This window comes from Emticicia sp. 21SJ11W-3 (assembly GCF_024138715.1).
Lineage (GTDB): Bacteria > Bacteroidota > Bacteroidia > Cytophagales > Spirosomataceae > Emticicia > Emticicia fluvialis.
Genome location: NZ_CP092074.1, coordinates 4,477,265 through 4,497,962 on the forward strand (window position 1 = coordinate 4,477,265; position 20,698 = coordinate 4,497,962).

Here is a 20,698-nt window from a genome sequence, read left to right on the forward strand (position 1 = left end):
GCACCATTCAGCTGATTTTACCGATTTTCAAAGCAATCATTTTTAACCCAAGTCAAATTTATATGAGAAATTTTTTACCAAAGTTGGTGGTAATACTTTTGATGGGCTTCAGCCTGCCGGTATTAGCCCAGACCATTACAGGTAAGGTAACAACAAACGGAGAGCCGCTGCCCGGCGTTTCTGTAGCCGTTAAGGGCGCCCCTAACGGAACTATTACTGACACAGAAGGTAAATACACACTTACTGTGCCTAATCTGAAAAGCACTATTGTTGCTTCTTTTATTGGTTTTACAACGCAGAACATTGACATTAACGGACGCTCAATTATTGACATTGAGATGGTTGAAGATGCCAAACAACTTAACGAGGTAGTTGTAACGGCATTGGGTATTAAGAGAGAATCAAAATCTATTGGTTACTCGGCCCAGAAGGTGGCATCGAAAGACCTGGTACAGGCTGCCCCGCCAGATATCGCATCTGGTTTGATGGGTAAAGCTGCCGGTCTGAACATCTCTCAACCAAACGGTGTGCAGGGTAGCTCTCAGAGAATCGTTATCCGTGGTAATAACAGTATCCTGGGCAGCAACCAGCCTTTGATCGTTATTGACGGTATACAGGTACAAAACGACCCCGTTGGTGGTACGCAAGGTAAAAGTGGTGACGTAACCAGCCCTAAAGACTGGGGTTCGTTCCTGAACTTTGTAAACTCTGACGAGGTAGAAGATATCACCGTCCTGAAAGGCGCCAACGCAGCTGCACTATACGGTGCACGTGGCGCTAACGGGGTTATTATGATAACCAGCAAAAAAGGTGGTAAAAGAGAAGGTTTTGGTTTAGACTATAACTTCTCGTCGCTATCAACAACGGCTTACCGTTTTCAGGATGTACAAAACGAGTACGGTTATGGTGGGGCATCTGCCCTTTGGTCGGCAACGCAACCATTCCCAACTACCTCAAAAGGCGAATTGCGCTACCCTGGTAACTACCCTTGGGATGCACAGGACGTAAACAATAACTACCGCAGTGGTGGCCCTATTCCGGGTGGGTATTCATCTTGGGATATTTTCAGCTGGTATGGCCCGGCTTCATCATGGGGACATAAACTGGATGGCACTGAGCTTATCTGGTGGGACGGCGCTAAACGCAAATGGGCTCCACAACCAGACAACAGAAAAGCTTACTTTAACACCGGTAACACTACTACGCATAACTTGTCGTTCAGCGGTGGCGGAGACTACGGAACTTTGAGAGTGGGCTTGACCAGATTAGACAACAAAGCTATTGTGCCGAACAGCAACTATGACCAGACCAATGTAAACCTGGGTTCGTCATTAAATATTTCGAAAAAAGTTAAAGCTGAAATCACTACCAGCTACACGAACTATAACCGTCTGAACACGCCTGAGTCTGCCAACGATAACGGTTGGTCAAACTTTATGATTCACGGTATGTCACGCGATTACATCCCGTTAGAGTTTGACACTTACAAACTACCAAACGGAAGCAAAAACATTTTTGACCAGACTTCTCCATTCAAATATTATCCTTACAACAACAATGCGTTTAAGGATATGTTCTGGAAATTCTACGAAAACAACCAGAGATTATCACGTAATCAGTTGTTAGGTTCAATCCGTTTATCGGCAGACATCACGCCTTGGTTGAACATCGCCGGTCGTACGTCGTTAAACAACTCAACTACCAGCATAGAAAGCAAAAATACGCCTGTTGATGTTGCGGGTATTCAGGGAGCTTATGGTATGGAGAACATCAACAATACCGACCTGAACTTTGAGGCATTCACAACCTTACATAAAGACGGTTTGTTTGGCTCTAAATTTAACGGTAGCTTGTTAATTGGTAACTCGGCTCTTCGTAGCAGAAGCCACGGTGTAAATACCTGGAACGCCGGTAACTTTGACGTACCGTTTAAATATTACCTGAACAACAACCTTGATAAAACCAAAATCACAACCGGTGAAACCCGTTATGATTTAAACCTGAACTCGTTGTTTGGTATTGCAGACCTTTCTTACAACAACTACCTGTTCTTGCAATTAACAGGCCGTAACGACTGGTCGTCTACCCTTCCGATTGCTACTTCGTCATACTTCTTCCCATCAGGAAGCTTGAGCTTTGTGTTTACTGAAGCAATTGACGCATTTAAAAATCAGAACTTACTAAGCTACGGTAAACTGAAAGTATCATTGGCCGAGAGTGCTAACGGTACTAATCCTTACCTGACACAGTACACTTATAATACCTCTACCATTACCAACACCATTAATGGTACAGCTGCTACTTCTTTTGGCGGTCTTCCGGTTCGTAGTTTGCAAACTACCTTGCCTCCGGCTGGCTTATTGCAACCACAAAGAAACAAATCATTTGAAATTGGTACTGAGTTAGGCTTCCTGGGCGGTAAATTAAGCATGGAACTGACTTACTACCAGACAAGAGCAACCAGCCAGATTCTGAGCTCATCGCTGGCTACTTCTTCAGGTGCTACTGCAGTAACATTTAATACAGGAGAATTGGCTAATAAAGGTTTCGAGTTTATTGTAAGAGCTACACCTGTTAACTCTGGTTCATTCAGATGGGATCTTGCTTTGAACGGTGCACATAACCAGAACAAGGTTATTTCATTGGCTGACGGTATTGAGCGTTATCCGATTGCTGACCTTTGGGGAACTAACGGCGCCCTGATGTATGTAAAAGCAGGTGAAAACTATGGCACAATTTACGGATATGACTATACGTATTTGAATGGCCAGAAAGTGGTTAAACCAGTGGTTGACAAAACAACCGGTAAAGTAGTTGGTACCCAATATGTAACCACTGCCGACCCAGTTGCTATTGGTAACACCACTCCGAAACTGACAGGTGGTTTAACTAACAATTTCCGTTATAAAAACTTCAGCTTGTATATCCTGACCGACTTCAAACTGGGTGGTGATATTTACTCGGCAGACTACGGTGCTTCAGTAGGTCATGGTTTGTCGCCAAGCACATTAACAGAAAGAAACGGTGGTGGTTTACCATATACCTATCCTGATGGTAGCACAGCTAACCACGGTGTAATTCTTGAAGGCGTATTTGCCGACGGAACCAAAAATACAGACGTGGTACATTATATGTATAAATATGCAGGACAATACATGGGTTGGTCTAACGTAAAAATGCCAAGAAGCAACCTGGTTTTCGAAAACTCGTGGGCCAAACTTCGTGAGGTAAACCTTACTTACTCTATCCCGTCAGCCATTGTAAAACGTACTAAATTCCTTCAGGGGCTTGATGTATCGTTTGTTGGCCGTAACCTGTTCTATTTATTCACAACCTTGCCTGACAGAATGAATCCTGAGGCTATTAACGGTATTGGCAACGCCCAAGGTTTCCAATGGTCGCAATTCCCGGGCACTCGTGATTTAGGTATCTCATTAAAAGCAAGGTTATAATCCATTAAACACAGAATCATGAAATATCTATCAAAAATATTTATAGTAACCTTACTGATTACGGCAGTATCATGTAAGAATGATTTTGAGGAAATAAACGCTCCGTGGGACAAACCCAACAGCGCCTCAACGCCAGAGATGTTCAATGCGGTAATCAGTTCACTGCCATTGACAGCCGGAGAACAATCGGTTATGAATGCCTGGTTGTACCCTATTACACAGCAGGCCGCCATTACTTCTGGTTCTTACCCATACGACAACGCCAAAAATGATGTTTGGCAGAACTACTACTATACCCTTGGTAACGTAAGAGTAATTGAAGACAGAATTGCTAAAAGTGCAGACCCTGCCTCAATGAACAACGTGTCGGCCATGCTTAAAACCATTATGGCTTACAAGTCGTTTAAACTGACAAACTACTACGGTGCGGTACCTTATAAAGAGGCCGGATATGCTGCTTTGGCAGCCGATAAAGGCGTGGGTGTGTATAAAACAAAATACAATACCCAACAAGAGATATACACAGATATACTGACAAACCTGAAATGGGCAGTTGATAACCTGAAAACCGATGCCTCTCAGTATTCGTTGGGTAACTATGAAACACTTTTCAAAGGAGACATCAGTAAATGGATCCGGTTTGCCAATAGCCTGCGCTTGTATATAGCTGCTACTATTTACAACAAAGATCAGGCTTTAGCAACTGCTCATATTACAGACGCGCTAACTAAACCATTGCTTGGCGACACTGAAAACGTAGGAATCTGGCCAGCTGACCTGAACCTTTCTCTACAATGGCGTGAGTGGTCTTTTTCTGCTAACTGCTACTTAAGAATGGGTTCAACTATGTGGAGCCTGATGTCTGCTAATGACAATAAAGACGGTAGTGGTATATTTGACCCACGTGCCCGTATATTTTATGAACCAAACAACGCAGGCGAGTGGGCTGCATATCCGCAAAACCCGGTTTCAGGCGTAACAGCTACAGAAGGGGGTACTCCTTATGACAAAAAACGTTACACAGCCTGGAGCGATAAAGGCGCCAGCAACCTGTATTCGCCGGTTAATTTGTATTTCGAGCAGGATTTAACCACTATCCCTGAACTTATTCTTACAGCAGCGCAGGTGCGTTTTATCAAAGCCGAAATTTACAACAGAGGTATGGGTGTTGCAGCCAACGCTGCCACTGCCAAAGCAGAATATGAGGCGGGTATAAAGGCATCGGTAAATATGTGGAAAGGCATTGCGTTTAAATCGCCGGTTTGGACAGTAGCAAAACCTTCATCTGCTACAGCAACCGATGCAGAAATCAGCACTTTGCTGTCGAGCCCGGTAGTGGCTTACGCTGCCGACCAGGCTACTGCCTTGAAACAGATATATGCCCAGCTATGGATTGACCAGTTCAGACAACCATTTGATGCCTGGACATTGAAAAGAAGAACAGGAGATAAAACGCCGGTTTCAGCTTCAAATACACAGTATTACACTGGTAACTTCGGTACTTACCAACGTTTTGTGTATCCTGACGACGAAATCACCTACAATGCAGACAACTTTAAAGCAGCTGCAGGCGGAACAAACCTGAACAGCACAAAATTGTGGATAACACAATAATTTGCACAAATATTTTATTATATTTGAACGAATAATTCAAAAATATTAAGTAGAATTGTTTCATCATAGTTTTTCCAGAAAAGGCCCTCAATCGAGGGCTTTTTTCTTTTCAGGAGGTTTTTATCTTGAAAATTAAGAATCAGCAAAGCTTCTTGAAAACTTCACATAGATTCATGAGGTATATCTATGGCAGGTTGATTTTTTATTTTATTTTCGCGCATTGTTTTTTGTGACTAAACCAACCAATCACTACTATATGAAATCCTTCCTTTTTAAGACTATTGTCTTTTTGAAAAAGCCAAGTATCATTTATCGTTTTCTGGCTATTCCTGTTGCATTTTATGCCATTTTTTCAATCGCCATTCCGGACATCCAATTCAATATGGCAAGCGGCAAGACGGTAGAAATGTCATTTGACCAGCTAATCAAAACGCCAAAAGCAGAATTGCCCCGCTATTTAAAAATTAAAGATGCCGTTGTACCATCAGGGACTTACGTTTATGAAAGAAGCAAAAAGAGAGGCACTCTCAGAGGCATTTATTATCCGGTTTATCCAGAACAGAAACAGAGTATTAAAATCAGTGGCGCAAAAGTGGATAGCCTTCTCAAAGCAGCAAATGTTAAATCTTCATCACTTCAAAATGAGGCCGACAGCAGTGTTTCTATTCCATTAATGCAGGATTACAGCAGCACAGAGGCCAAACTTGTGATTCATGATACGCATGTACAAGAAAGTGATATAGATGATAGCACAGGCCATTATTTTGATTCTCCGACTTTTTCTATCGAAGGCCGCAATAGTGGCGATGCCATACCTGATGATATAAAAAGTTTATTTACCGAAGATGGTATCAAGATTAGTAATGATGCCATATTGTTGAAAAAAGGTGAAACAGTTATGAAAACGTCATCGGCAATAATTCTAAGCGTTGTTGCCTTGATTATTGGAGTACTGGGTATCCTTACCTTTTTCCCTACAAATGTGCTTGCCAATTGGGCTGGGGTAAGTATTGTTTCAGAACCTGCCAAAAATGAAGGTGAGGCATCATCTCCTGAAAACAAAGCTTAATTATTTACCTGGCATTTTACAAAAAAAGCACCCGCGCAGGTGCTTTTTTTGTAAAACAGACTTCACTTTGCCTCACCCTCATCTTCCACAATATCCTTATGCTCCTCTGCCAGTTGCCTGATAAGATTCCCTCCGGCCGGTATCCAGTCTGAAACTTTTGAAATAACCGATGGCGCCACTTTAGTGATGACCGGATAAGTGACCGATTCCTGCGTAAGATGTGGAGGCAGTTTTATGTCAATAGCATTGAGCAACCACAAGAAAACACTGATACCAAATACCCAGGTAAATATGCCGACTATTGCCCCGGCGAAGCCATCAATGGTACCCAGAATAGTAAACCGGAGCGCCCGGCTGAGCATCCAACCCAGCTTATTGATTAAGAATATGGTAGGAAAGAAAATAATAGCAAAACTCAGATAAGGCAAAAATCGGTTAGCCGTGTTTTCGCCAATGGCGGGGGCCAGCCAGTTCATGCCTATACCCAGAAACTTAAAGCCCAACACAAGGGCTGCAATAAAAGCCAGAACACCAATAATTTCTATAAACAGGCCCTTTACATAGCCCTTATAGGCACCAAACAGAATGGGTACTATGAAAATCAGGTCAAGCACGTTCATGTTCTAAAACAGGGTTATCAGGAATAATACGTAAAACTCCTGAAAAAATTTCTTTCCAGTTCCGGAGTTATACAAAGGTAAAATTTTTAAGCACAAAAAAGCGCTTATCAGACATAGAAAACCACCTCAAAAAAGTCGATTGGCAGATTCAGAAAACTACTCTAATTATCATAAAAAGACAGGTATAACACAAAAAATCAGGAATAATTCCCTTAAATACACCAAATTTCAGCCTCTAAAATTTATCCTGATATTTTTCTCTTGATTATCAATATCTTAAAAACTATTTAGATAAATTCTAAAAACAATTATTGCAAACTGTGGTATTAATCTGTAAGTTTGACTACACTTTCATGAAAACAATTGGAGTAACCTTAAATTATACTAAGATGACTGACGAGCAATTATTAGAAGTAGAACCCCTGCTCATTGAGGATAAAACAAGATTTGTCCTTTTCCCGATAAAGCATAACGATATATGGGAGTTTTATAAAAAACATGAGGCATCTTTCTGGACAGCAGAAGAAATAGACCTTTCGCCAGACCAGAAAGACTGGGAAAATCTCAATGATGGGGAGCGTCATTTTATATCACACGTACTGGCTTTCTTTGCCGCATCAGACGGTATAGTTAATGAAAACCTGGCGGTAAACTTTATATCTCGCGTTCAGTTTGCCGAGGCCAAATGTTTTTACGGTTTCCAGATTATGATGGAAAACATCCACTCTGAAACCTACTCGCTTCTGATTGACACCTACATAAAAGACCCCGTAGAGCGTGATAAAATGCTCAATGCCATAGACCATATACCTTGTGTAAAGAAAAAAGCCGACTGGGCTTTGCGCTGGATAGACAACGGCAATTTTATTGAACGCCTGCTGGCCTTTGCAGTGGTTGAAGGCATCTTCTTCTCTGGCTCGTTCTGTTCTATTTTCTGGTTAAAAAAACGCGGTTTAATGCCCGGCCTTACTTTCTCTAACGAGTTAATATCGCGTGATGAAGGTCTGCACCGTGATTTCGCCTGTCTGCTTTATACCCGTTATATTAAAAACCAGTTGCCTGCCGAAACCGTTTATTCACTGATTAAAGACGCGGTGGCAATTGAGAAAGAATTTGTAACCGATGCCCTGCCGGTTTCGCTAATTGGTATGAATGCCGAGTTAATGTGCCAGTATATTGAATTTGTGGCCGACCACCTGTTGGTGTCGTTGGGTCTGGAGAAAATATACAACACAGGCAATCCTTTCGACTTCATGGATATGATTTCGTTGCAAGGAAAAACCAATTTCTTCGAAAAACGTGTGGGCGAATATCAGAAAGCCGGCGTTATGTCGCAAAAAGAGCAGATGTCGTTCTCGCTTGACGAAGAGTTTTAATCAAGGAAAACATTTTGTTACATAGTTTGGTAATCAATAGGGGCAAAAGATGTTTTGCTCCTATTTTTTTTAAAATTAAAGACGCTGGTAAAGCTCAGCGAGCCGGGCGGCAATAGGCTTGCCTGCAAATTGCTTAATGTGTTCCTCTCCTGCTTCAACCAGTTTGTGCTGCAAGGTTTTATTGCTTAGCACTTCCTGCATTTTTTTTGCTATGTCGGCTGCATCAAGCGGATTAGCATAAAGTGCTCCCGCTCCCCCGGCTTCTTCAAGGCAAGAGCCTGTTGCTGCCACCACCGGCACCCCGCTGCTCAGGGCTTCAATGATGGGGATACCAAAGCCCTCAAACAATGAAGGGTACACAAACAGACTACAACCCTGATACAAAGCGGGCAAATCGTCCATCGGCACTCCACTCAGAAACCTGACAGACTGAATACGGTTTTGCTGTACGTATTTCTTCAGTTCCTCCAGATATGCCGATACTCCCCCTACCAGCACCAATTCATACGCTTCGGTATTTAAGGCTTCAAATGCCTGTATAAGCCTTAGCTGGTTTTTCCGTTCGGTAAAAGATGCCACACATAGTATGTAATCCTTCGTAATACCATACTTTTTTTTAACCTGCGCCAGCGTAGCCTTGTCTGTTATTGGCTGGCCAAACTGAGGTTGAAACCCCTGGTATATAACAGTTATCTTGTCGGCCGGTGTGCCATAAAACTCTATGATATCACGTTTGGTTTGCTCACTTACAGCCACAATGGCATCGGCGTTCTGGCAGGCATATCTGAATTTCCGCTGATAAAAAAACCTATCAACGGCAGGGTATTGCTCAGGATACCGCAGGAATATCAGATCATGAATAGTCACAACTGATTTTATACCGGCTGCTGCAAGACCCGAGGGAATCTCATTACTCAAGCCGTGAAAAACCTCAATTTTATCAGTCTGTAAATCTTTAGTAATAAATCTGCTACGCCACAAGGCATTGGGCAGGTAGGCATAAGCCGCAGGAAGCTTAATATTTAATTGATTTTTGAAAGGCATCTGCGCATCAGGCCAGGTTGCTTTCTGCTTGGGTGTGTAAGCATAGTAGGCGTTTTGGGGGGCGTGTTCCAGCAAAGACTCCATAATAAACCTGCTGTAATTGCCTAAACCCGTGTAGTTATTAAAAGCCCGCTTGGCATCAAAACCTATTCTCATTGAACTATCTTTGCATTAAATTTGTAAATGAATATTAGGTCATACTTTTAAGAGACCTCCTTTTTACACCATTCAATATTTTTTTCCCTTAGGGGTTTATGGAATATCAAATCTATACTTTACCCAATGGTATTCGTATTGCACATCGTCAGGTACCACACACACAGATTGTGCATTGCGGCCTGATGCTCGACATGGGTAGCCGTGATGAAAAACCCAATCAGGTGGGTCTGGCCCACTTCTGGGAACACATGGCGTTCAAAGGTACAAAAAAGCGCAAATCTTATCATATAATTAATCGTCTGGAATCGGTAGGAGGCGAACTGAATGCCTACACCACCAAAGAGAAAATCTGTTTCTACGCGTCGGTGCTGGATAATCACTTCGAAAAATCGGTTGAATTACTGGCCGATATAACTTTTCATTCTACGTTCCCTGAAAACCAGATTGAAAAAGAACGCGGAGTGATACTGGAAGAGATGTCGATGTATCAGGATTCCCCCGAAGATGCCATCCAGGACGATTTCGATGGGATTGTATTTGCCAATCACCAGTTGGGCGCTAATATTCTGGGCACGCAAGACAGTGTAAAATCGTTTACACGCAAAAGCCTGCAGCAGTTTATAACAGAGAATATGGATACCGACCGGATAGTTTTTTCGGTTGTTGGCAATATATCGTTCAAAAAGGTGGTTCAGATTACCGAAAAGTATCTGAAAGAAATACCTGCCCGCAAGAGTGAAATCAGACGCGAGCCTCCGGAGTCTTATCTGCCGCAACAGGTAACACTTACCAAAAGCATAACGCAGGCACACTGCGCCATTGGCCGCCCCGCCTATGCGCTGAAAGACGAACGCCGGCTACCATTCTTTATGCTGGTGAATCTCTTTGGCGGCCCTGGTATGAACTCACGCCTGAACATGACATTGCGCGAGAAATACGGATTGGTATATGGCATTGAAGCTAATTATTCGCCCTTTATAGATACCGGTTTTCTGGGAATATACTTTGCAACCGACAAGGCTAATCTGGAGAAGGCGAAGTCGCTCATCAGAAAAGAAATGCAATTGCTGAAAGACAAACCGTTGGGTAAGTTGCAACTACACACAGCCAAAGAACAACTGATGGGCCAGATGGCAATGGCCGAAGAAAGCAACCAGAGTTATATGTTAATGATGGCCAAGAGTATTCTGGACCTCGGCAGGGTAGAATCGTTGGAAAGCATATTCAATGCCATAAAGAAAATTGAAGCCCATGACCTGCAAAGTGTTACGCAGGAAATGTTTGATGAAAACCAGCTGAGTTACCTTACGTTTCTGCCTGAATAAAAACATAGCAAGAAAGAATTATACTTTTCGAAGCATTTTGAGAAGGCCGGACGAGCCTTTAACCGACTTTTTTTACTTTTGATAAATGAAAATTCTGGTGCGATGAAAAATATATATTTTACTGCCGGCCCGGCCGAATTATATCCCCGATTTGAGGAGTTTCTAAAACAAGCGGTTGAAGAGCAAATCGGCTCTATTTCGCATAGAAGTGGCCAATTCAGGAAAATATATCAGCATTGCGTCGAGAATCTCCGGGTTTTAATGAATATCCCCGAAACATCAGGCATCTTCTTTACAGGGTCTGCCTCTGAGGTATGGGAACGTATCCTGCTCAACATGGTAGAACACGAAAGTTTCCATCTGGTGAACGGTTCATTCTCTGATAAGTTCTACAAATATGCCGGAAGCCTGAATAAATTTGCACACAAACAGGAAAAACCCATTGGTGAGGGCTTTAGCTATGCCGAAGTAGAAGTACCTGAATATGCCGAACTGATTTGCACCACCCAGAACGAAACCAGCACAGGCGTGCAAATGCGTGAGGCTGATATTCATAAACTGAAACGCAGCCACCAGAAGAAGTTTATAGCGGTTGACATGGTGTCGTCTGCCCCGATTCCTGAACTGGATTTGTCGTTAATTGATACTGCCTTCTTTTCTGTACAAAAAGCCTTTGGTCTGCCTGCGGGCCTGGGCGTGTGGATTGCCAACGAGAAATGCCTTGAAAAGTCTAAAAAGCTGGCAAAACTGGAAGGCCTGCACATTGGTGCGCACCATACCCTGCCAGCGCTTTGGAAAAACTACGAGACTTTTGAAACCCCTGCCACACCCAATGTACTGGGTATTTATCTGCTCGGCAAAGTAGCAGAAGATATGAACAGGATCGGGATTGATAACATCAGAAAAGAAACTGACGAAAAAGCCCGCAAAATATATAAGTATCTGGAAACCAGCAGCCTTTGCAGCATAGCCGTTCAGAACCCTGAGCACCGCTCAAGAACTGTGATAGTAGCCAACACAGCCAAGCCGTCGAAAGTGATTATGGATGCCCTGAAAGCAAAAAACATGATTATCGGCAGTGGTTATGGCCCCAATAAAGATACCCAGATAAGAATCTCAAACTTCCCATCAAACACACCTGAACAAGTAGATAATCTGTTGAAAGAGTTGAAGAATCTGGAGTAGGGGTATATCTATTGAGTGATTTAGTGAATGAGCGATTTAGTGATTGTTTCGCTTAAATCTGATTATATTCACTCAATCACTCCGATTCTATCCCCCTTTCAAAACATATTCGTCAGAAATGCCAGCAATCAGGATGATGCTGGTTACTGCCCCTGCCCATTTCATAATACAAACAACCTGCCAACTTACGGATTTTAAGGGCTCAAACTTGCGCTAAGCCCGGTGCAGCATATCCCCATTGATTGAGATATAGATTCCCGAAGTCATTTACACCACCGTTGATTATCGACGGAATACTGTGCATAAGCAGTATAATAGCCACTGCTACGCGAAGTAAGTAGGTGTGTTGAGTTTTATAGAAATTTTATTACTTAAAAATTTCTATAAAATATTGATTATCATTAATTTATACAGTACTGCATTTTTTTTCATTACAAAATTTTCTTTATTTTTGGCTTATACCATAAACCTATTAATTTCACGACCATGATAAACCAGGAAGCCAAAAACATCGATGAATTCATCGGCTGGTTCCCGCCTGAAGTACAGAAAATATTGCAGAATATACGGAATCTGGTGCATGAGCTTGCACCTGAGGCTACCGAGGCCATTAAATATGCCATGCCTACTTTTGTACTTAATGGTAATCTGGTGCATTTTGCGGCTTTCAAAAATCATATCGGTTTCTACCCTGCCCCTACTGGTACAGCCGCTTTTAAAGAAGATCTGGCACCGTATAAAACAGGCAAGGGTTCAATCCAATTTCAGTTGAATGAACCCATACCTTATGATTTAATACGGAAAATCGTGTTGTTCAGAGTAGAAGAAAACCGTAAGAAGGCCAAACCGGCCCAAAAGAAAGCAAGCACACAGGCTAGTTAAGAAACGGATTAGAACGGCGCTCCTGCCCTATGGTGGTAGAAGCGTTATGCCCGGGATATACCGTGTAATCGTCGCCCAGTGTCAGGAATTTATTTCTAATGCTATTCATGAGGTCGGTGTAGCTGGACATCGGGAAATCATATCGCCCGATACTACCCTTGAAAAGCACATCACCGCCAATTACAAACTTTTGGGTATGGTTTACAAAAGCCAGATGCCCCGGTGCATGGCCCGGCACAAATAATATCTCCAGCGTTGAGTTACCGAATTTTATCACATCTCCCTCGTCAATAAAACCATCTTCCTGCACGGGTTCATAGCCGGGTATGCCCCATACTTTACAACGGTTTTCTACATCGCGCAGCACCGGCACTTCATTTTTGTGCATGAGCATTTTTACGCCAAATTTACGTTTCACAAAAGCACTGCCAAAAACGTGGTCCAGGTGTGTATGGGTCTGCAACAGGTGTTTTACCGTCAGTTGGTTATCAGCAATAAAATCGGCCAGTTCTTCTTTCTCATATTGCGCCAGACAACCCGGGTCGATAATAACGGCCTCTTTGGTTTCATCCCACAGCACATAGGTATTCTCTGCCAGAGGCGAAAAAGTAAAATAATGAATATGAATCATCGGTTTTTGTAAATTTAGGGCTAAAGTTAGGAAGAAAATGAATGATTAATAAGGCTTTTACCTACCAGGCTTTAACTATCTGAATTTCTTGAAACTTTTCTTTTTGTCTTTGGCAGGTGGCTGCGCGTTATTGCTTTGTACCTTTTTCTTCGGGTTTGAAAGTAGGCGCTCGGCTAAATCAGGGCGATTGAGCTTGAAGAGACGGCTACGGATCCAGTTCTTAAACTCCGGTTTATACCAGAAAAAGAAGCGGTTTTGTGCCAGTTTTTCTTCTTTGGTTTTGGCGGTTTTAATGGATTGCAGGGTATACGGGTGCACTCCGGAATAATAGATAACCTCGGCCACTGTCATTGGCGTAGGCGTAAAGTCTTGTACCTGCTCCAGCTGAAAACCCAGATCTTTGGTTTCAGCAGCCAGATTGGCCATATCGGCTTCTTCACAACCGGGGTGCGACGAAATAAAGTACGGTATCAGCGGTTGTTTCAGTCCGTGTTTATCCTGTATGTTATCGTATTTCTGCTTGAATTTCCTGAAATATTTAAAAGACGGCTTCCGCATTACACGCAGCGTATCATCAGAAGTATGCTCCGGCGCTACTTTCAGTCGACCCGAAACGTGGCGGGTTACCAGTTGCTCCATATAAGCATCATGATTCCCATCCTGATTGTTCTTGTTGAAATCATCTACCAGTAAATCATAGCGGATACCCGAACCCACAAAGGCCTTCTTTACGTCCGGGTGCGCATCAACGTTCTGGTAAATCTGGGTAAGGGGTTTGTGCGAAGTATCCAGATTAGAGCAGATAACCGGATGAATACAGCTTGGCGCCTGGCAACGGGCACAGATAGATTCATCTTTGCCCTTCATGCGGTACATATTGGCCGATGGACCGCCCAAGTCGGAAATGTATCCTTTAAACTCAGGGTGCTGAACAATCTGGTCTACCTCTTTCATGATTGACTCCTCGCTTCTGGAAGCGATAAACTTACCCTGATGCGCCGAAATGGTGCAGAAACTACAACCCCCGAAACAGCCCCGGTGCATGTTTATCGAGAACTTAATCATCTCATAGGCAGGAATCGGCCCGCGCTTTTTGTATTTAGGGTGAGGCAACCGAGTATAAGGCAAATCAAACGACTGGTCAATTTCCTTTTCGTCCATTATTTTGAACGGCGGGTTAATAACCAATGTTTGCGCACCAACCTTTTGAATAATGCGGTTGGCCTGCCATTTGTTCGACTCCACCTCCACAATCTTGAAATTGGCAGCGTATTTCAGCTTATCGGCCAGGCACACCTCATGGCTTGCCAGTTCAACGGTGTTCCAGCCTCTGTCGTCAGGTAGGGCCTCAGCAGTATCCTGCATATAAGCCACCTGATTAATATTTTTGATGGTGTTCAAAGGAACACCCTTTTTAACCAGTTTCAGTATTTCGCGCAGGGGTTGCTCTCCCATGCCATACACCAGTAAATCTGCCCCCGAATCGGCCAGAATAGTAGGCATCAGTTTGTCTTGCCAGTAATCGTAATGGGTAACCCGCCGCAGTGAAGCCTCAATCCCCCCAATCAACACAGGTACATCCGGATACAGCTCTTTCAGTATTTTAGTATAAACCGTAGTGGCATAATCAGGGCGATACCCTGCCTCACCCCCCGGTGTGTAAGAATCGTTCGACCGCAAACGTTTATTAGCTGTATAGTGATTCACCATCGAGTCCATACAACCGGCCGTTACACCAAAGAAATATTTGGGTCTGCCATATTTTTTAAAATCACGTAAATCGTCTTTCCAGTTCGGCTGAGCAATAATGGCCGTTCTGAAACCCTCGCTCTCAATAATACGCCCGATAACAGCCGTACCAAAAGCAGGGTGGTCTACATAGGCATCGCCCGAAACGAGTATTACATCTACCTCGTCCCAGCCTCTTTTCTCCACTTCTTTCAAGGTAAGCGGCAGCCAATCTGTTATGGGTCTTTCTGGTCTTATTATCATACTACAAAATTAGGGCTTTTTACGAGAAACACGGCATTTTATTATTATATCGACCACAAACGCATAAAAAACCAACAAAAAGCGAATACTTAACAACAATACCAGGCCTTAGGTTTCAAAGAAGAAAAATTATACTTTTTCAATAAAGTGCCTGGTGGTATTTCCGGTTGGCAATTACGGGTATTTTTTTACGGAATGGAGACAAACAAAAACCGGCTGATTTTTTTGCGCATTTAAACGCGTACCGGAAACGTTCCCGAAAACGAAACCGGTATATTTTATTAAAATTGTTTCAGAATGTCTTTGTTTAATACAAATTTTACATTAATATTCTACTGATTATTATCTGGCTGAAGTATTTTTGATGAAGCAACCCCAACACCTAAAAGCCGCTTCTTTTGTACTTTTTATAGAATTACCTAAACCCTAAATACACCAGCTCCGGTACTTATTCCACAAATAAACTTACGGCACTATCGTGAAACAATTAACTATGGAAGGGAAATTTTAAAGTGTGCGGCTGTGAGCCTGTCAATGCCCTTTCGGGGCTATAGCTGGCAAAACAGCCGCAACCATCCCTGTTTCTTTTGATACCTCTATTCAACATAAACATACAGCGTGAAATGAACAACGATTCAAAAAATGATATTTCAAGAAGAAAATTCCTCGAGCTCGGCAGTAAGGGCCTAATGGCAACAGGGGCAATGGCTTTTGGCGTACCAACCATTGTGCCGGCCTCAGTTTTTGGTAAAAACGCACCCAGCAACCGCATTAATGTGGGCGCCATTGGTGTGGGCCGGATATCGCGCGGGCATGACATGCCGGGCGTTTGGAAACATGAAAACGCACAGATTATGGCCGTTTGCGACCTTGACAGCAACCGGGTTGATGCGGCACAGAAACTGGTAAATGGCTATTATACCAAAAAGACCGGAAAAGACTTTAACGGGGTGAAAGGCTATGGCGATTATAGAGAATTAATGGGTAACAAAGATATTGATGCCGTTATTGTAAGTACGCCCGACCACTGGCATGCGCCTATTGTTATACATGCGGTAGAAGCCGGCAAAGATGTGTACTGCCAGAAACCGGCGTCACTTACCATAGCTGAAGGACGAATGATGGCCGATGTCGTAAAAAGAACAGGCCGCATTGTGCAGATTGGCAGCCAGCAACGGTCTACTTCTCAATTCAGATATGCGGTAGAGTTGGTAAGAAACGGAAGAATAGGTACATTGCAAAGAGTTTTTGTGGGTTTACCGGGAGACCCTTCGGGCAATGAAGAGCCTGAGATGCCTATACCTAAAAACCTAAACTACGATATGTGGCTGGGTACCACGCCGGAAGTGTTCTATACTGAAAAGCGGGTACACCCGCAGGTAGGTTTCGACCGCCCGGGCTGGTTGCGTTGCGAGCAGTTTGGCGCCGGAATGATAACCGGTTGGGGCGCGCACCATATTGATATAGCTCATTGGGGTATGAATACCGAACTTTCGGGCCCTATTGAAATATGGGGCAAGGCCGATTTCCCAACCAGCGGTTTATGGAATGTACATGGCATTTTTACGACCCATGCCATGTATGAAAACGGAGTGGAGATGATTATCAGCAATGAGATTCCGAACGGCATACGTTTTGAAGGTACAGACGGCTGGATTTTCGTTTCCCGTGGTGATGGTGCTGTAACCTCAAGCGACCCGATAGCCAAACAAAATGCTGCCAAGAAACTGGATGCGAGCGACCCTAAAATAATAACGTCTGAAATAGGGGCAAACGAGATACACATGACCGGAAGCCCCGACCACCACGGCAACTGGCTGGAAAGCATTGCCAGCCGGAAAGACCCGATTGCTCCGGCCGAAATAGGGCATCGTTCATGCACCGCATGCTTGTTGCACCATGCAGCCATGAAACTGAAAAGGAAGCTATACTGGGACCCCAAAACAGAACGTTTTAAAAACGATAAAGAGGCAAACGCATTACTTGCTCGCCCGCAAAGAAGTGCTTATGCCATTAAAGTCCGTAAATAACCCTAAGAATATCTGATGAGAAAAAAACACTTGATAACAGGATTTGCTTTAGCGCTTGGTATGTTATTCATTAAAGAAGCATCTGCCCAGTCTTCAAAAGAAATTAAACTGATAACCCTGGACCCCGGCCATTTTCACGCTGCATTGGTTCAGAAAAATATGTATCCGGAAGTAAGCCCCGAAGTACATGTTTATGCCCCTGCCGGAACTGACCTTGATTTCCACCTGCAACGCATACAGGGCTACAATACACGTAAGGATAACCCGACTCAATGGCAGGAGAAAGTATATACCGGCAATGATTACCTTGAGAGAATGCTGGCCGATAAGGCCGGAAACGTAGTAGTAATAGCTGGCAATAACCGTATCAAGGCCGATTACCTTCAGAAGTCAGTCAATGCAGGTTTCAATGTACTGGCAGATAAGCCGATGATTATCAACTGTGGTGATTTCGAGCAATTGAAACAAACATTTGCCGCTGCTGCCCAAAAGAACGTTTTGTTGTATGATATCATGACCGAGCGTTACGAGATTTCAACCATGCTTCAGCGTGAGTTCTCCATGTTACCAGGGGCATTTGGCAAGCTGGAAAAAGGAACCCCCGATAACCCTGCCGTAACCAAAGAGAGTGTGCATCATTTTTATAAGTATGTATCCGGCAGTGTGCTTACCCGTCCGGCCTGGTTTATGGATATTGCCCAGCAGGGAGAAGGCATTGTTGACGTAAATACGCACCTGGTAGACCTTATCCAGTGGGAATGCTTCCCGAATCAGGTTATTGATTATAAAAAAGACATCAGAATTAACGATGCCCGCCACTGGACAACCGATATGACTCTGAGCCAGTTTAAGGCCATTACCAAGTTATCAGGTTTCCCTGACTACCTGAAAAAAGATGTGGTAAAAGACACCCTGCTGAAAGTATTCTGTAACGGTGAAATCAACTATCAGCTGAAAGGCGTACATGCCAAAGCATCGGTTATATGGGCGTATCAGGCGCCGGAGGGTGGCGGAGACACCCATTATTCTATTATGCGTGGTACGAAGGCCAATCTGATAATCAGACAGGGAGCAGAGCAAAACTACAAGCCAACGCTGTACATTGAGCCTGTAACAAAGGCAGCCAATTACGAAACTGACTTAATGAAAGCTTTAGCGGTGGTTCAGAAACAGTTTCCGGGTGTTAGCCTCAAGAAAATCGCCAAAGGCTGGGAGGTTGAAATACCAGAGAGATACAAAGAAGGTCACGAAGCGCATTTTGGTCGTGTAACCGAAAAATACCTTGAGTTTCTGAAACAAGGCAAGCTGCCTGCCTGGGAAGTACCCAACATGCTTGCCAAATATTACACCACTACGCAAGCCCTGAAAGTGGCAACCAAAACCCGATAAAATTAACCTGATTAAACTATGGAGAACAACCCCAATAACCGACGCAAATTTTTAAAGGATAGTCTGGCAAGTACAGCAGGTATTGTACTTTCGTCGAGCCTTGTGAACGAAATTGCTGCAAAGTCTGCCACAGTTGAAGCACCTTATATACACCGTAATCTTGAACCCAGCATTCGTTTTTCGGTAATCGGCCTTAACCATGGCCACATATATGGCATGACAGAGGCCATTATTCGTGGAGGCGGGCAGCTTGTCTCGGTTTACGCAAAAGAACCTGATTTACTGGCGGCTTATGTAAAAAGATACCCGGACGTAAAACAAGCTGGCAGCGAGAAGGAAGTTTTGGAAGATAAATCAACCCAGTTGATATTGAGCGCTGCAATAGCCAGCGAACGGGCACCGATAGGCATCAAAGCCATGCAGCATGGCAAAGATTTTATGGCTGACAAACCCGGTATAACCAGCCTTGAGCAATTGGCCCTGGTAAGAAAAGTGCAAAAAGAAACCAGACGTATTTATTCTATTATGTTTAGTGAGCGTTTCGAAAACCGTGCTACCGTTAAAGCAGGCGAACTGATAAAAACCGGCGCCATTGGCAAGGTTGTGCAAACCATTGGGCTTGGGCCACATAGAATGAATACTAAAACCCGCCCTGAGTGGTTTTTTGACAAGAATAAATTCGGGGGCATCATTACCGATATTGCCTCGCATCAGTTTGATCAGTTTTTGTTTTTCACAGGTTCTACCAAAGGCGAGATTGTGAGCTCTCAGACAGGTAATCTGAACCACCCTGAATTTCCGTTATTTGAAGATTTCGGCGATGCCATGGTAAAAGGTAACGGAGGCACAGGATACATTAGAGTAGACTGGTTTACGCCAGACGGACTAAAAACATGGGGCGATGGCCGATTGACGATTCTTGGGACGGAAGGGTATATTGAAATACGTAAGAATATAGATATTGCCATTAAAGACAAAGGCAATAACCTGTATCTGGTAAACAATCAGAAAACCGAGTACATCGATTGCAGCAATGCCCCCCTGCCATTTGGCAGCCAGCTGGTAAGCGATATTGTAAACAGAACCGAAACCGCTATGACCCAGGACCATTGTTTTTTAGCGACAGAACTGTCTTTGAAAGCACAGAAATTTGCTAAAAGGTTGACATTTGCGAAATAAGCAGCCTGAAAATTGCTATTAAATTACTTCGGGTAAGCATTTATAAATTTTAGTCAATGTTACTCAGACTTTATTGATGGGTAGCAATGGCTAATTTTGGTTATAACAGGTATGAAAATAAGGAAGGCCGCTCAAAGTACAATTTCCTTTTAAATGCTGGCAAATAAGAAAATACTTACGGCACAATAATTTAGTATTCGGGAAATTTGCTGATATTGAATAACCTTATTCAATACCTGAATATTAGAGATTAAAAAAGTTATAAACCTAAACCCGTTGACCTATGTTTACCCGGAAAACCCTAAAAATTGCAGCTATTGTTGCCATTATTGTTTGTATTCTAGGCATTTTGTTAAGCTTGTTGGTAGCCTTAACTGTTGACAAAATGGCTTTTCTTCAAGTACTGTCCTGGCTGATTTTAGTCTATGCAAGTTATTGCGCAATGAAACTAACAGGTTACGATATTTACGAAGAAGATTTAAAAAAAATTGGGTGGAGTATTTATGCACTATTTGTAATTTTTGTTTTGTTTCTTTTTATCGGCTTATCTCTGGGGCCAATTATTGCATTAGTAATAACTGCCCGTTTACATTTCCAGAAAACAAGTATTGAATCATGGATAAAGGATAATTCTTAATATCTAACCCTTCCTTTAATTACAAAATACCTTCTGATACACCCGGAAACGTGCGTCTGTTCCGGGTGTATTAACTATTTAGTTGTTCTTGCCTTACTCTTCTACAATTGTTTT

The 20,698-nt window shown here is 43.2% G+C and carries 15 protein-coding genes; 11 read left to right on the forward strand and 4 right to left on the reverse strand.

The features are described 5' to 3' along the window. Positions 1-62: 62 nt before the first annotated feature. The 3 genes from MB380_RS18970 to MB380_RS18980 all read left to right on the forward strand — a co-directional run bounded on the left by MB380_RS18970 (position 63) and on the right by MB380_RS18980 (position 6,135). Complete coding sequence (locus MB380_RS18970; protein ID WP_253530068.1) at positions 63-3,452, forward strand: SusC/RagA family TonB-linked outer membrane protein; 3,390 nt, start codon at positions 63-65, stop codon at positions 3,450-3,452. Positions 3,453-3,470: 18 nt separating this feature from the next. Further along, positions 3,471-5,066 carry a SusD/RagB family nutrient-binding outer membrane lipoprotein gene (locus MB380_RS18975; protein ID WP_253530073.1) on the forward strand — a complete coding sequence of 532 codons (1,596 nt, stop codon included), beginning with the start codon at positions 3,471-3,473 and terminating at the stop codon, positions 5,064-5,066. A gap of 256 nt (positions 5,067-5,322) precedes the next feature. Further along, positions 5,323-6,135 (forward strand): hypothetical protein, encoded by an 813-nt coding sequence (locus tag MB380_RS18980; RefSeq protein WP_253530076.1) that lies wholly within the window; start codon positions 5,323-5,325, stop codon positions 6,133-6,135. Positions 6,136-6,197: 62 nt separating this feature from the next. On the opposite strand, the gene MB380_RS18985 is transcribed toward MB380_RS18980, so the two are convergent. Then, positions 6,198-6,755, reverse strand: a complete 558-nt coding sequence (locus tag MB380_RS18985) for a CvpA family protein (protein ID WP_253530079.1) — start codon at positions 6,753-6,755, stop codon at positions 6,198-6,200. Positions 6,756-7,144: 389 nt separating this feature from the next. On the opposite strand from MB380_RS18985, the gene MB380_RS18990 reads away from it, so the two are divergent. Further along, the gene (locus MB380_RS18990; RefSeq protein ID WP_253535610.1) at positions 7,145-8,131 is read left to right on the forward strand and encodes a ribonucleotide-diphosphate reductase subunit beta; all 987 of its coding nucleotides are present in this window, start codon (positions 7,145-7,147) and stop codon (positions 8,129-8,131) included. Positions 8,132-8,206: 75 nt separating this feature from the next. On the opposite strand, the gene MB380_RS18995 is transcribed toward MB380_RS18990, so the two are convergent. Further along, entirely contained in the window at positions 8,207-9,331 is a 1,125-nt protein-coding gene (locus tag MB380_RS18995; protein WP_253530082.1) for a glycosyltransferase family 1 protein, read from the reverse strand. A gap of 98 nt (positions 9,332-9,429) precedes the next feature. Between MB380_RS18995 and MB380_RS19000 the strand changes: the two genes are divergently transcribed. The 3 genes from MB380_RS19000 to MB380_RS19010 all read left to right on the forward strand — a co-directional run bounded on the left by MB380_RS19000 (position 9,430) and on the right by MB380_RS19010 (position 12,726). Continuing rightward, the gene (locus MB380_RS19000) at positions 9,430-10,659 is read left to right on the forward strand and encodes a pitrilysin family protein (RefSeq protein WP_253530085.1); all 1,230 of its coding nucleotides are present in this window, start codon (positions 9,430-9,432) and stop codon (positions 10,657-10,659) included. 102 nt (positions 10,660-10,761) lie between these two features. After that, entirely contained in the window at positions 10,762-11,844 is a 1,083-nt protein-coding gene (locus MB380_RS19005) for an aminotransferase class V-fold PLP-dependent enzyme (protein ID WP_253530088.1), read from the forward strand. Between the two features lie 486 nt (positions 11,845-12,330). Beyond that, positions 12,331-12,726, forward strand: coding sequence for an iron chaperone (locus tag MB380_RS19010; RefSeq protein WP_253530091.1), 396 nt, complete (start codon positions 12,331-12,333; stop codon positions 12,724-12,726). On the opposite strand, the gene MB380_RS19015 is transcribed toward MB380_RS19010, so the two are convergent. Beyond that, complete coding sequence (locus MB380_RS19015) at positions 12,719-13,357, reverse strand: MBL fold metallo-hydrolase (protein WP_253530093.1); 639 nt, start codon at positions 13,355-13,357, stop codon at positions 12,719-12,721. The genes MB380_RS19010 and MB380_RS19015 overlap by 8 nt on opposite strands. A 75-nt stretch (positions 13,358-13,432) precedes the next feature. Further along, positions 13,433-15,349 (reverse strand): YgiQ family radical SAM protein, encoded by a 1,917-nt coding sequence (locus MB380_RS19020; protein WP_253530096.1) that lies wholly within the window; start codon positions 15,347-15,349, stop codon positions 13,433-13,435. Between the two features lie 623 nt (positions 15,350-15,972). Between MB380_RS19020 and MB380_RS19025 the strand changes: the two genes are divergently transcribed. The 4 genes from MB380_RS19025 (at position 15,973) to MB380_RS19040 (ending at position 20,584) form a co-directional block, all read left to right on the forward strand. Then, positions 15,973-17,379 carry a Gfo/Idh/MocA family protein gene (locus tag MB380_RS19025; RefSeq protein ID WP_253530098.1) on the forward strand — a complete coding sequence of 469 codons (1,407 nt, stop codon included), beginning with the start codon at positions 15,973-15,975 and terminating at the stop codon, positions 17,377-17,379. A gap of 15 nt (positions 17,380-17,394) precedes the next feature. Then, positions 17,395-18,768 (forward strand): putative oxidoreductase C-terminal domain-containing protein, encoded by a 1,374-nt coding sequence (locus tag MB380_RS19030; RefSeq protein WP_409014611.1) that lies wholly within the window; start codon positions 17,395-17,397, stop codon positions 18,766-18,768. 18 nt (positions 18,769-18,786) lie between these two features. Beyond that, complete coding sequence (locus MB380_RS19035) at positions 18,787-19,947, forward strand: Gfo/Idh/MocA family protein (RefSeq protein WP_253530103.1); 1,161 nt, start codon at positions 18,787-18,789, stop codon at positions 19,945-19,947. A gap of 283 nt (positions 19,948-20,230) precedes the next feature. Then, entirely contained in the window at positions 20,231-20,584 is a 354-nt protein-coding gene (locus tag MB380_RS19040) for a hypothetical protein (protein ID WP_253530105.1), read from the forward strand. Positions 20,585-20,698 lie beyond the last annotated feature (114 nt).

Coding starts and splice junctions, on each gene's coding strand:
- MB380_RS18970 (WP_253530068.1), top strand. CDS start 63: ATGAGAAATTTTTTACCAAAGTTGGTGGTAATACTTTTGATGGGCTTC.
- MB380_RS18975 (WP_253530073.1), top strand. CDS start 3,471: ATGAAATATCTATCAAAAATATTTATAGTAACCTTACTGATTACGGCA.
- MB380_RS18980 (WP_253530076.1), top strand. CDS start 5,323: ATGAAATCCTTCCTTTTTAAGACTATTGTCTTTTTGAAAAAGCCAAGT.
- MB380_RS18985 (WP_253530079.1), bottom strand. CDS start 6,755: ATGAACGTGCTTGACCTGATTTTCATAGTACCCATTCTGTTTGGTGCC.
- MB380_RS18990 (WP_253535610.1), top strand. CDS start 7,145: ATGACTGACGAGCAATTATTAGAAGTAGAACCCCTGCTCATTGAGGAT.
- MB380_RS18995 (WP_253530082.1), bottom strand. CDS start 9,331: ATGAGAATAGGTTTTGATGCCAAGCGGGCTTTTAATAACTACACGGGT.
- MB380_RS19000 (WP_253530085.1), top strand. CDS start 9,430: ATGGAATATCAAATCTATACTTTACCCAATGGTATTCGTATTGCACAT.
- MB380_RS19005 (WP_253530088.1), top strand. CDS start 10,762: ATGAAAAATATATATTTTACTGCCGGCCCGGCCGAATTATATCCCCGA.
- MB380_RS19010 (WP_253530091.1), top strand. CDS start 12,331: ATGATAAACCAGGAAGCCAAAAACATCGATGAATTCATCGGCTGGTTC.
- MB380_RS19015 (WP_253530093.1), bottom strand. CDS start 13,357: ATGATTCATATTCATTATTTTACTTTTTCGCCTCTGGCAGAGAATACC.
- MB380_RS19020 (WP_253530096.1), bottom strand. CDS start 15,349: ATGATAATAAGACCAGAAAGACCCATAACAGATTGGCTGCCGCTTACC.
- MB380_RS19025 (WP_253530098.1), top strand. CDS start 15,973: ATGAACAACGATTCAAAAAATGATATTTCAAGAAGAAAATTCCTCGAG.
- MB380_RS19030 (WP_409014611.1), top strand. CDS start 17,395: ATGAGAAAAAAACACTTGATAACAGGATTTGCTTTAGCGCTTGGTATG.
- MB380_RS19035 (WP_253530103.1), top strand. CDS start 18,787: ATGGAGAACAACCCCAATAACCGACGCAAATTTTTAAAGGATAGTCTG.
- MB380_RS19040 (WP_253530105.1), top strand. CDS start 20,231: ATGTTTACCCGGAAAACCCTAAAAATTGCAGCTATTGTTGCCATTATT.